The 11,933-nt window shown below is 35.7% G+C and carries 13 protein-coding genes; 9 read left to right on the forward strand and 4 right to left on the reverse strand.

Translation table 11 applies throughout. The features are described 5' to 3' along the window. The first annotated feature begins 25 nt into the window (after positions 1-25). Genes ACKI30_RS06600 through ACKI30_RS06615 form a run of 4 tightly spaced genes read left to right on the forward strand, consistent with a single transcriptional unit; the run spans position 26 to position 2,293 of the window. Entirely contained in the window at positions 26-649 is a 624-nt protein-coding gene (locus ACKI30_RS06600) for a DUF655 domain-containing protein (RefSeq protein WP_407410953.1), read from the forward strand. 9 nt (positions 650-658) lie between these two features. Then, a complete protein-coding gene (gene rsmA / locus ACKI30_RS06605; RefSeq protein WP_407410954.1) occupies positions 659-1,531 on the forward strand; it encodes a 16S rRNA (adenine(1518)-N(6)/adenine(1519)-N(6))-dimethyltransferase RsmA in 873 nt (290 codons plus the stop codon). A 5-nt stretch (positions 1,532-1,536) separates the two neighbouring features. Beyond that, positions 1,537-2,121, forward strand: a complete 585-nt coding sequence (locus ACKI30_RS06610) for a HemK2/MTQ2 family protein methyltransferase (protein ID WP_407410955.1) — start codon at positions 1,537-1,539, stop codon at positions 2,119-2,121. Positions 2,122-2,134: 13 nt separating this feature from the next. Further along, a complete protein-coding gene (locus tag ACKI30_RS06615; RefSeq protein ID WP_407410957.1) occupies positions 2,135-2,293 on the forward strand; it encodes a hypothetical protein in 159 nt (52 codons plus the stop codon). Positions 2,294-2,300: 7 nt separating this feature from the next. On the opposite strand, the gene dapF is transcribed toward ACKI30_RS06615, so the two are convergent. Together dapF and lysA are read right to left on the reverse strand one after the other, a co-directional pair. Further along, positions 2,301-3,161 carry a diaminopimelate epimerase gene (dapF, locus tag ACKI30_RS06620; RefSeq protein ID WP_407410959.1) on the reverse strand — a complete coding sequence of 287 codons (861 nt, stop codon included), beginning with the start codon at positions 3,159-3,161 and terminating at the stop codon, positions 2,301-2,303. Between the two features lie 9 nt (positions 3,162-3,170). Beyond that, a complete protein-coding gene (gene lysA, locus ACKI30_RS06625; RefSeq protein WP_292741159.1) occupies positions 3,171-4,454 on the reverse strand; it encodes a diaminopimelate decarboxylase in 1,284 nt (427 codons plus the stop codon). Positions 4,455-4,582: 128 nt separating this feature from the next. Here lysA and ACKI30_RS06630 point away from each other — a divergent pair, with 128 nt between their 5' ends. Continuing rightward, positions 4,583-4,987, forward strand: coding sequence for an NUDIX hydrolase (locus tag ACKI30_RS06630; protein ID WP_407410961.1), 405 nt, complete (start codon positions 4,583-4,585; stop codon positions 4,985-4,987). Here ACKI30_RS06630 and ACKI30_RS06635 read toward each other — a convergent pair. Both ACKI30_RS06635 and ACKI30_RS06640 read right to left on the reverse strand, forming a co-directional pair. Then, entirely contained in the window at positions 4,984-5,688 is a 705-nt protein-coding gene (locus ACKI30_RS06635) for a hypothetical protein (RefSeq protein ID WP_407410963.1), read from the reverse strand. The genes ACKI30_RS06630 and ACKI30_RS06635 overlap by 4 nt on opposite strands. 9 nt (positions 5,689-5,697) lie before the next feature. After that, complete coding sequence (locus ACKI30_RS06640; protein WP_407410965.1) at positions 5,698-6,858, reverse strand: acetylornithine transaminase; 1,161 nt, start codon at positions 6,856-6,858, stop codon at positions 5,698-5,700. 149 nt (positions 6,859-7,007) lie between these two features. Here ACKI30_RS06640 and ACKI30_RS06645 point away from each other — a divergent pair, with 149 nt between their 5' ends. From ACKI30_RS06645 to ACKI30_RS06660, 4 genes are all read left to right on the forward strand, one after another. Continuing rightward, the gene (locus ACKI30_RS06645) at positions 7,008-8,141 is read left to right on the forward strand and encodes a site-specific integrase (protein WP_407410967.1); all 1,134 of its coding nucleotides are present in this window, start codon (positions 7,008-7,010) and stop codon (positions 8,139-8,141) included. Between the two features lie 873 nt (positions 8,142-9,014). Further along, positions 9,015-9,137, forward strand: coding sequence for a hypothetical protein (locus ACKI30_RS06650; protein ID WP_407410969.1), 123 nt, complete (start codon positions 9,015-9,017; stop codon positions 9,135-9,137). Next, the gene (locus ACKI30_RS06655) at positions 9,121-10,866 is read left to right on the forward strand and encodes a hypothetical protein (protein ID WP_407410971.1); all 1,746 of its coding nucleotides are present in this window, start codon (positions 9,121-9,123) and stop codon (positions 10,864-10,866) included. Before ACKI30_RS06650 ends, ACKI30_RS06655 begins: the two co-directional genes overlap by 17 nt. Before the next feature lie 279 nt (positions 10,867-11,145). Continuing rightward, entirely contained in the window at positions 11,146-11,460 is a 315-nt protein-coding gene (locus ACKI30_RS06660) for a hypothetical protein (RefSeq protein ID WP_407410973.1), read from the forward strand. The last annotated feature ends 473 nt before the right edge of the window (positions 11,461-11,933 follow it).

Raw genomic sequence — 11,933 nt, forward strand, 5'->3', positions numbered from 1 at the left:
ACAAAAACAATAGTGAAGTGATACAATGAATAATAATAACAAAAAAGAGAGAACACCAACAGTAAAAAAAGAAGAAAATGCTGTTATACTTGATTATTTAAGTAGAGGGTATGTCAAATCAGACATGTCCAAATTTGGTGGAAAAGCTATTGCTCAAGCTATTGGTACAGAACAATTCACTTTACTAGAATTAGCTCCTAAGAACGGTGTAGATTTAGAAATCCAAGATACCGTATATATAGGAAAAGGAAAAAGAGACAAAATCTACAGAGTATTAGGAAAATTAGATTTTGAAAATTTAACTGCAACAAGCAGAATCGAATTGGAATATGCAATTCGAGACATTGTGGAAGCAAATGAAGATAAATTTGTTGAATTTTTCAATACCGCAGACTCTGTAAGCACAAGGCTTCACAGCTTGGAGTTAATTCCAGGAATCGGTAAAAAATACATGTGGGACATAATCAAAGCAAGGGAAGAAAAACCATTTGAAAACTTTGAGGACATTACCAAAAGACTTCCGACATTGACTGATCCTGCAGGAATGATTGTTAATAGAGTAAAACAAGAACTTGACACATCTACAGTCAGAAGAGGCAAAAACAAATATTACATATTTACACAACCTCCAAGAAGACCTAGAAGATAAAGTGATAATTTGAATAGTGAACCTTCCCAATCCCTATCTAAAGTAACAAAAAACATTCTCAATCAGTATGGGATTAAGTTAAACAAAAATCTCGGTCAGAATTATTTGATTGACAGGAATAAAAGAGACCAGATAATTAACTTCGCAAATCTCAGCAAAGAAGATACTGTACTGGAAATAGGAACTGGGATAGGCACATTAACTATTGAACTTGCCAAAAGAGCTGGAAAAGTAATAGCTATCGAACAGGATTCAAATATAGCTGAAATATTACAACAAAGACTTGAAGACGAAAATATAGATAATGTAGAGTTAATAAATGACGATGCCTTAAATGTTGATTTCCCGAAATTCAACAAGATTGTCTCAAATCTACCTTATCAAATCTCATCACCAATAACCTTTAAATTTTTAAACTATGATTTTGACTTGGCAATTCTAATGTATCAAAAAGAGTTTGCCAGACGGATGAACGGTGCAGTGGGAAGCAAGGACTACTCACGATTGTCCGCAATGCTTTATTTTAAATGCGATGTTGAAACAATGACTGACGTCAGTTCAGAAAGCTTCATACCAAAACCGAAAATTGATTCATCAGTTGTGAAATTGACTCCTAAAGAAAATAAGATTTCACAAGAGGACTTTAAGGTTTATTCCAATTTTACAAAAGCCCTGTTCCAGCACAGAAACAAAAAAATCAGAAACGCCTTAATCGACTCCAGACACATTATATGCAAGCTCGACAAGAAGGAAATGAAAGAAAAAATCAACAATATTGACTCTGAAGAGATTAATGAATATCTAAAGAAAAGGGTAATTGCAATTGAGCCTGAAGAAATACTGTTTTTATCTAAAGAGTTGAATTCAATCTTAAATGAGTAGATATTATGCCGGATTTTATATTAAATACTGATGATAATGTTTATATTCCCGCAGAAGACAGCTATCTGCTTGCTGAAAATCTTGAAATTAAAGAGGGCCAAAGCGTTTTGGAAATCGGAACAGGATCCGGAATCGTTGCGATGTATGCCTCAAGGCTAACCGACAGGATTACAGTGACAGACATCAACTTTGATGCATGCGAGCTTGCGCGAAAAAACTTTGAAGCGAACAATATCGAAAATATTGAAATTTTATTTGGAAATCTGTTTGAACCTGTGAAAAATAGAAAGTTCGATGTAATTTTATTTAATACTCCATATCTACCTACCGAAGAAGATGAAGTTATTGACAGCAATTTAAATTATGCATTTGACGGTGGATTAAACGGTAGAAAAGTTATCGATTTATTTTTAAATGGAGTGAAAGATCATTTAAATGATGGTGGAATTGTCCAGCTGATTCAGTCTTCATTTTCAGACAATGACATGACATTGTCAATGCTGGATGAGTTAGGATTTATAGCTGAAATAAAAGCAAAGGAACATTTTTTCTTTGAAGACATAACATTGATTAACGCTTACAAAATATAGAGGTGAAATATACATGAACAGTGGAATGAGATCAATTATACTGGGAGTTATCTTCTTAATTATTGCAATCGTATTTCTTACAATAACAACAAAATATTCCTATTTGGGAATACTTCTGATAATAATCGCATTGCTAATGATGGTTACAGGTTTTGTCAGAAAAAATAATTAGGGGAGAATTAAAATTCTCCATCGAAAACAAGCTCTGCCGGACCTTTCATAAAGGCTCCGAGAGCATCTTCTTTTTCATATACATTAAAGTTTAAGTCACCGCCAGGCAAGTGAAGCAATATTTCATCATCAAACAGGCCTAGCTTGTAACCGGAAATAGCTGTGGAAGTTGCGCCTGTACCGCATGCAAGTGTTACGCCGGCACCCCTTTCCCAGGTAATCATTTTGCCTTCACTTTTGGAAATGACCTCTACGAAATGCACATTGATCTTTTCAGGGAAAACTTCATGTGCTTCGATAGCAGGGCCGTATTTGTTAATGTCTACATCATCAACGTCATCGACAAAGATGATTGCGTGAGGGTTTCCGACACTGATTGCAGTTACATTGAATGTTGTGTCCAGTACTTCCAGCTCACCGTCCAAGAATTCTTCCTTATCGGAAGTCATTGGAATTTCAGGAGTTTTAAATGTTGACAGACCCATATCTACCTTGAACAGTACAGGTTCATCATTTTCCAATGTGATTTCAATGGTTTTTATTCCAGCCCTTGTCTCTACAGTCATTTTTTCCTGTTTTAAGATGCCTTTTCTGTAGACGAAATCACCGAAACATCTTATGCCGTTTCCGCACATTTCAGCTTCGCTTCCGTCAGGATTGAACATTCTGTATCCTATGTCTGCAACTTCAGAAGGTTCTACAAACAATACGCCGTCTCCACCTACTCCGAAGTTTCTGTGGCATAATATTCTGCATGCTTCAGGTTTGTCCGCTTCAGGTATGACTTCCCCTTTTGATTCATCGATGATTGGGAAATCGTTACCTATTCCGTGCATTTTTGAAAATTTTAATCCTTTTAAATCTACCATAATATCAGCCTATTCAAGGTGTGGTGGAACTCTTTGCTGTGCGTATAAGTCTTCGAAGGTTTGTCTTTCACGTACAACTTCACATTTGCCGTCAGTTACCAATACTTCTGCTGCAAGAGGTCTTGAATTGTAGTTTGAAGACATTGTAAATCCGTATGCTCCAGCATTCAATATACCTAAGACGTCACCTTCTTCCACATCAGGCATTGGCCTGTCACGTGCGAAGAGGTCTCCGGACTCACAGACGTTACCTGCGATGTCGACTTCCTGAGTCATTGGAGCGTCCATTTTGCTTGCATCAACGATGTGGTGGTATGAGTCATACATTGCCGGCCTTAGAAGTGTGTGGAATCCTGCATCTACACCGATGAATTTTCTGTAGCTTTGTTTTACGCTGTTAACGGTAACTAAAAGTACGCTTGCATCAGCAACAAGGTATCTTCCAGGTTCCAAATACATTGTAGGATTGCCCATGTCGAATTCTTCGAGTTTTTCTTTGAAGAGTCCTACATTGACTTCAGCAAACTTATCCAAGTCCAGAAGTTTTTCTTCAGGAGTGTATGGAACACCTACACCTCCACCGAAGTCAACGAATTCAAAGTCAATTCCAGCTTCCTGGTGCACTTTACCTGCAATATCCATTGTGGACTCGATTGCTAATTTGAAAGGTTCTGGGTCTAAGATTCCGGAACCGATATGGGAATGCATACCAATTGGATTGAATCCTAGGTCTTTAGCCATTGTATAGACTTCAACAGCCTCATTGTCCATGATACCGAATTTACTCATTACCCCACCAGTGATACAGTGGTCGTGGTGACCTGCACCAACCATAGGGTTTACCCTGAATGATATTTTCAGTCCTTCAGGATCTACCATTTTAGCCAATCTTTTGAGTGCTGAAACGGAATCGATGTTGAGTACTGCACCTTGGTCGTGGACAAATTTCAATTCTTCGTTTGTGATGTTGTTACCTGTGAACAATATCCTGTCACCTGAAAATCCGAGCATTCTTGAAGTGTAAACCTCTCCAGGTGAAACCGCATCAATACAGCAACCTTCAGACTCTAAGATTTTCATTACTGCAAGGTTGGTATTTGCTTTACATGCATAAAACACTTTGAAGTCAGGATAGTATTTAGAAAAAGTTGAATAAAATTTATTGTAATTTTCCCTAATCCTATTCTCGTCAATCACATAGGTTGGAGTTCCAAATTCTTCTGCAATGTCTACTGCATCTGCACCACCGATGTCAAGGTGGTTTTTATCATTAACTTTAATATTCAAATCCATAATAAAACTCCTAAAAAGTTACATTATGTTTATAGTTATTTGCTTTAATCTATTTAAAAATATTGAAGGAAAGGATTTTTCCGATTAAAATATAAATCAAAATAACTAAATTAACATTAGTGATTAAAATGAGTAAACCCTATGGATTAACTGTTCGTGGAATAGTCAAAAACGATAATGGTGAAATTCTAATTGTAAAAAGACATCCAAAAAGCAGAACCGACCCTGAAATGTGGGAGCTTCCGGGCGGAAAAGTGGAAAAGGGAGAGTTTTTTGCAGATGCTCTTGTCCGTGAAATCAAGGAGGAAACAGACCTTGACGCTGATGTCGGAGACTTTTGCGAAGCCATTCAAAACGATTATATGCACAAAAGAACCGTTCAAATCATGATGTATCTGGACAACGTTCAGGGAGAGGTAAAAATAAGCGATGAGCACACAGACTGGATGTGGGCAGATATGGAAAAAATAAAAGAGTTAGAGATTTCAACATCTCTAAAAAAAGTATTAAAAAAGAAAAATTGGAATATCTAGTCAATCAGCTGTTGACTTTCAATATGCAATACCCCTACATTACATTTCGGACATATTGAAGACTCGCCCAATACCTGGAGCTCATCTCCGCAAATAGGGCAATTTGAATAGCTATCATTAATGTAAACGGTTAAATCATTGGTATGATCTTGTAAAATCTCTTTAATTAATGAATCATCCAAGTTTGCATCATTTTCCAATATAACGAACTTATTGATTTGCTTTCCACAGTCCGGACAGAAATATCCATAGTATTTTCCGGAAAAATCGAATTTCTTGTTTTCAAAGTCTTCGCTGTAAAGGGAGTCGTCAATGAAAAACTCTCCCATTTCATCGATTGCGAATGATTTTTCCTGCCTTAGGGAAATCTCCTGGCGGCAATGGATGCAGTTTTGGAACCTGTTGTCGAAGTCTATTATCTTATGATTGTCATCCAGACTCTCAATCAATTGGATAATCTCTTCTTTTGTTATGAATCTTGATTTTCTTGTTATATGGAAATTATAAATGTAATTATTGCAGTTATAGCAATAATACTTATAAATTCCTCCAGAAGCAAGGGAATCTGTAGCTTTTCTGGATGAGCTAACGGTTTGCATATCCACATGAATTTTCTTTTCTGCATCAACCCAAAAGATGTCTGAAGAGTCAACTAGCTTCATTCCGCATTCACTACATGAATATTCAGTATGGATACCCATTTTATCACCCTATAAAATTTCATCTACAGCTTTAACGAATTCATCAATGTCTTCTTTTGTAATTGTCAATGGTGGAACAAGTCTTAATACATTTCCAGCGGTACAGTTAATAAGGAAACCTGCTTCTCTGAATTTGTCGACATATTCTGCGCCAGGTTTGGTGAGTTCGATACCGACCATTAAACCTACTCCGCGCACTTCTTTGATGATGTCCTTATCTAATTTTTTAAGTTCAGAGACGAAGTACTCGCCGACTTCATTTACATTATCCAGGATATTTTCTTCAGCGAATACGTCTAAAACTGCATTAGCTGCTGCACAGACTAAAGGTCCTCCACCAAAGGTGGTTCCGTGATCTCCAGGTACAAATGCACTAGCTACCTTTTCGGTTGCAAGGATTCCGCCCATTGGCACACCTCCACCGATTGCTTTAGCCATAGTCATTATGTCAGGTTTTACTCCGAAAAGCTCATGTGCAAACAATGTTCCGCATCTTCCGAATCCTGTTTGTACCTCATCAACAATGAAAACTATGTCCTTTTCATGACAGAGCTCTTCAATTTGCTTTAGGTAATCTTTATCAGGAATGTTTACTCCACCTTCACCTTGTACAGGTTCGACAATGATAGCTGCAGTGTTTTCGGTGACTGCCTCTTTGATTGCGTCAATGTCATTGTAAGGTACGTTGATGAAACCTTCTGGCATTACTGCCTTGAATGGCTCATGGTATTCCTCATGGCCTGTAGCTGCAAGGGTCATGATGGTTCTTCCGTGGAATGAATCAACGGTTGAGATGATTTCGCCTTTTCCTGTGTATTTTACAGCAAGCTTAATAGCACCTTCATTTGCTTCAGCACCACTGTTAGCATAAAATATTCTGTCAAAGTCAGTTTTGTCAACCAATCTTTTAGCATAGACTAATGCTGGTTCATTGTAATAGATACTTGAAATGTGAATGAGCTTTTCTGCCTGGTCCTGAATTGCTTTTACGAGTTTTGGGTGGTTGTGACCTAAACAGTTTACTGCAATTCCTGAAAACATGTCCAAGTATTCATTTCCGTCAATGTCAGTTACCTTAACACCATCACCGTGATCGAGCACTATTGGTTGTCTTGTGAAAGTGTTAATGAAATAATCATCTTCAATTTTAATAAGTTCTTGAGTATTCATAATCTTGCCTCCATAAACTATTTAATCATTAATTTTTAAATTATCACAAACTTTTGATAACTCTAGTAAATATTAGTTATCAAATGCTCTCTCTAAAATATAATATATCTCACATGATATATTATACTTATTATAGTTAGGTGATAACTATGAGTAACGAGCTATTAGATGAGATACACATTGTAAGAAATCATTCTGAGGCAACTAAAAGGGCCTATCGAAATGCAGTGAACAAGTATACTGCATTTTGTGGAATGTCTTTAGAGGAGCTATTAGAAGAAGCGGAAGCAGAAGAAGACAAAGGAATAAAATGGAAAAAAAGGAAATTGAAAAGAAGATTGCTATCCTACAGGCAATACCTACTGGACAATTATTGTTTTAACACAACACACCTGTTTTTCTATCCAATAATTGTCATTTACAAATATTATGAAATTGAAATAATTGATTTGCCAAAAATCAACAAAAAAGGAATAAAAACACCTGAGCCAATTCAATTTAAAGATTTGCCTGACAAAGAAATCATCAGAAAAGCAATCAACATTGCCACACCGACAATGAAGCCTATACTGTACTTTATGGCATCCAGCGGCTGTGCAAGAAGGGAAACATTGAATCTGACAATAGGCGATTATGTAAAATCCTTATCAGACTATACAACTAAACCCAACATCTACGACATAATCAATGAAGTGGGCTGTGATTGCAATGTTGTACCGACCTTTAATGTTTTAAGGCAAAAAACAGGAAAATACTACACCACATACTGTACTCCCGAAGCTGTAAATGCCATAAACCTGTATCTATTAGACAGGGAAGACAGATTGACTGATGATCGACCCCTATTCAAAATAGACCCATTCTATTTTAACTTAAAATTCATAGAGATGAACAATAAACTTGAATTGGGAAAAGTAGGTAACTACAACCGGTTAAGAAGTCATATGCTAAGGAAATTCCATGCAAGCGCATTATACAATGACGGCATGAGTTTGGATAAGGTCAATGATTTACAGGGAAAGGCCAAAAACAAAACCGATGCCTCTTATTTCATGACCAATCCAGATGACTTGAAATACGAATACATCAAACACATCTCTGCAGTAACAATCAATAAGGAAGTGGAAAAGCTATCCATCAAATCTCCTGAATTCCTGCAAATTGAAAATGAAAATCAGTCATTAAGGTCTGAATTGCAGGAAATGAGAAAGGAAATGGATGATGTGAAACAATTTAAAAAAGAACTGCTTAACATTAAAGAAAAGATAGACATGTGTTATTAATTGTAAACTTATGTGATGGCATTCGATATTGTGTTGAATGCCTCTACATTAACATTCCCTCTAAAACCCCAGTACTTATTTTACAGCACTAAAAACCCACAATACAAAACTCATTTTCCACCATCAATGAAATTTTTTAGAAAGCATTTCTCAATATTATTACTTTATTTATATAAATCAGATAATAAAAAGGATAATAAAGCCATATTGAAATCTAACAGTAATTTAATGCTTTGAAAAGCCGTTTTTGATTTTGTACATTTGACTTTTTGTGTCGTGAATTCTTGTTGAAATGTTTACAGAAATTCCAAAAAACCTAAGGCTTTAGGACACAATTTTTTCTCAAAAAACTGAACAGTTTAACAATAAAATCGGATAGAAATGTTTATATAGGCATAATGATAAACTATACATTGGCCATTACCAAGTGAAAGCAATTTTACGAAGTGGGAGCAATTTTCACAGTCGTACAACTTTTTTTGGTGAGGTCTTAAAATCAAATTTAGAGAGGTAAAATATCAAAAGCAGTGCAAAAAAACAGATTATAAAAAAAGGATTATATTATGAATAACGAGCTAAATATTATTTTTTAATATAATCCTCAGGTCAGTCGAGAAAAATAAGAATAGTTAAACAGAGCCGCGAAACTTTGTTAAAAATTAATATTTTTCAAAACTTAACCCAATATCTAGTTTATTTTAAGGAATATATAAAGATTTTCAAATCATTATTCTAAATATTGGCTAAAGGATGGAAATATTGATTCTGCTCCAATACTGTTTTTATTTTTCAAAGGATTCTGACAAACGTGAGCTTTAGGCAGTTGAATAAATAATCACCCCCAACGATGGGAAAAAATAGGAGAAAAAAATCATGTTGGAAAGAGAAATAGATGGAATAACATACGTTTATGTGCCAAAGGCGATGTGGGATAGAATGTGGGAAATTTTAGACAGAATTGATGAGATAGTGAATAAATATGACCAACACAGCTGAACTGCCCACAAAAGACACAATAACACTTATCATCAACAATAAGAACCCTGATAAGGTTACATATGTATTCAAAAACAGGTACGGAAATAAGATTGGAGAGTATGTAAACAGGCCTCCGGCCACATTATCTGCCCAGAGCAATGTAGCAAGGCAATGCAAACAGATAATGAATCGGAAAAGCAAAACGGATCCAAAGATGCTCAGCAACCAGTTCGAAGATGTAAAACAGCTATTGCAGCTCAACTATGAAAATGAGCTGGCCGTCATTGAACAGGAAATAGCTGAGAGAAAACAAGCCGAGCTGGAAAAGGATATCTCCAAATCAAAGGAAGCTATCACTAAACTGCAGTCATTGGATTATCCTTTGATTTATATTGGAAGCATTGTTGAATGGTTTACGGCAGGTGAGAGAAATAACATTCTCTATGCGTTTACTGTATATGCAGGACAGGTTATCTTGAAAAATCCTGTCTCGGTGATATGTCTAGGTGAGGCAAGCAGCGGAAAATCCCACATCCAAGAAACCGCATTAAGACTGATTCCAGAAAAATTCATTGTCAATGAAAAGAAAATCACTGAAGCAGCTCTCTTTAACCGTGCAAAAAAGGACAGGTATTTCTATGACGGAATGATTGTCAATTACGGAGACATGGGTGGTGCCAATGACCACGAGTTCATGGAAGAGTCCAAAAACCTCATGAAGGAACTGCAGTCAGACGGATTTCTAAACAAGCCCCTAAACATTCCAGATGGTGAAGGTGGATGGGAAGTAAAAGACCTGAAACTTGAGGGCCGCCCCTGCCTGACATATACTACTGTACCTAATCATAATTTCGATGAACAGGAAATGAGCAGAAGCATTTTCATCACGCCAAGAATGGACAACAAGGAAATATTCAATCGCAGAAACAGGCTACTGGAATTCAAGCATGGCAGAAGCTACAATACTTTAAAGAAATATGAAAAGGAAGCTGAGCTAGTGCCCTATATGTTATTGTATCTAAAGGAAGTCTTTGAAGATATTGCAATAATTAATCCATATGTTTATTTCATCATTGACTTTTTAAAGAACTCTGCTTTCTATAAAAGGGATTTTGATAAGTTCAACGGCATACTAAAAACGATAACTGCCTTGAATTACTATAATCATGAAGTCCATGATGTTGACGGTGAAAAGGTAATCCTGACAAATATTGCAGACGTGCAGCAGTTCATGAGCCTTTTGAATCCCTATAAGGAAAGTATATCTGCAAATCTAGCCCCAAAGGCTGTTGATGTATTGAACGACATCAGGAACAATATCGATGAGTGGAAGATGCAAAAGGAGAGAGTGATGCCCGGCATGGGAATTACAACCAGCGAATACTTCCAACTTCAAAATCTTGAATTAAGCTTAGATTCAGTTAGAAAATACATGTATGCATTGAAAAATCAAGGATTTCTACAAATAACAGAACGTTTCAGTAACTTCAACATATATGACTTGGCCAATAGTGAAATTGCACATATCAGCTACAATCTAAAGCACATTGACGATTCAGTATATGAGGATATCAGATATGAAATCGGCGAATGGGTTGTAGAGCTTATGAATGAAGACAGGTTTGTTGAAGGCTTAAGCATAATGAACTTTGACAGCGAGGTGGAAAAACCGGTTTGGGCAAAAACCAGAAAGACCAAAAAGACTTTTAGAAAAGTCTTTGAAAAGCCCTCATTGGAAAACGATTGAGAATTGCTTTTAATTTAATTGAAGCATTATCTGATGTTTTTCTATAGGGTTTGTTAATGTGGAAAACTAAAAAAGACCATGATTTTCAGGACAAGCGAGGGGAACTTTAAAAGTTCCTCCCACACATTCCAGAAAGTATGGTCTTTTTAAAAATATGTTTAATTGAAAAGGAATGAGAACTGTTATTTTAATTTTTAAAGACCTATGAAGAGTTTTTTAAAAAGACCGCTGAAAAAGTCTTTGCGGTCTTTTTGGTCTTTTTTAAATCAGTGATGTTAAATGAAATCCATAAAACAACAGATAATCGAAGCCAAAAGGCAAAAGACAGAAAGGGAGAGTGAACTGTGGTTTGTAGATTATTGCAACAACTGCAAGACAGGTTTGGCATTTAAAAATGATGTGCCTTGTCATCATCCATGGTACTGTTGGCATGAAGGAGAATCAGCTATTGTTCAAGCAGAGATTGTCAGAATAGATGAGTTTCGAAGATTACACGGCCACATCACAGCACAGATGTATAAAGAATATAAGCAATTGAGAAAAAGGCAGCGCCAATTGGTTTGGAAAGGTAGGAGAAAATTGTTGAAAAGTTAATACTGTCGTCAATGTTACCAGTTAGTTTTTTCAGTAATTGTTTCATTTGGACAACAACAATTTTTTTCCAAATATGAATGCCCATATTTTCGTGAACCCAGCCACATTTCTTCCATATAAGAGAAATTTTGTTGAATGTCTGCTGAAACTCTTATTGCACGACCTACTTTATTTTTGATCTGTATTGATTTTCTGTCCAAATAAAAGTTTTCCCAAAATAATTAACCCAATATTAATTGATAATTCTAATACAAACAAGGAAATTAAAACTAGAATTAATCAAAAAAACACCATCATATTGACAACCTAAAGAGAGTTAATCATGTAAACTAAAAAAAATATAATTCCAAGAAAAGATATTAAAAAAATATTAAAAATTTGAACTTTAAAAAATACAAATTATGTGTTTTTAAAGATTTTTTTAGCATAATATTCAAGTAACCTCTTAAATATTAATAATTAATTATTAATAT

The sequence above is a fragment of the Methanobrevibacter sp. genome, from assembly GCF_045539575.1.
Classification (GTDB): Archaea; Methanobacteriota; Methanobacteria; order Methanobacteriales; family Methanobacteriaceae; genus Methanocatella.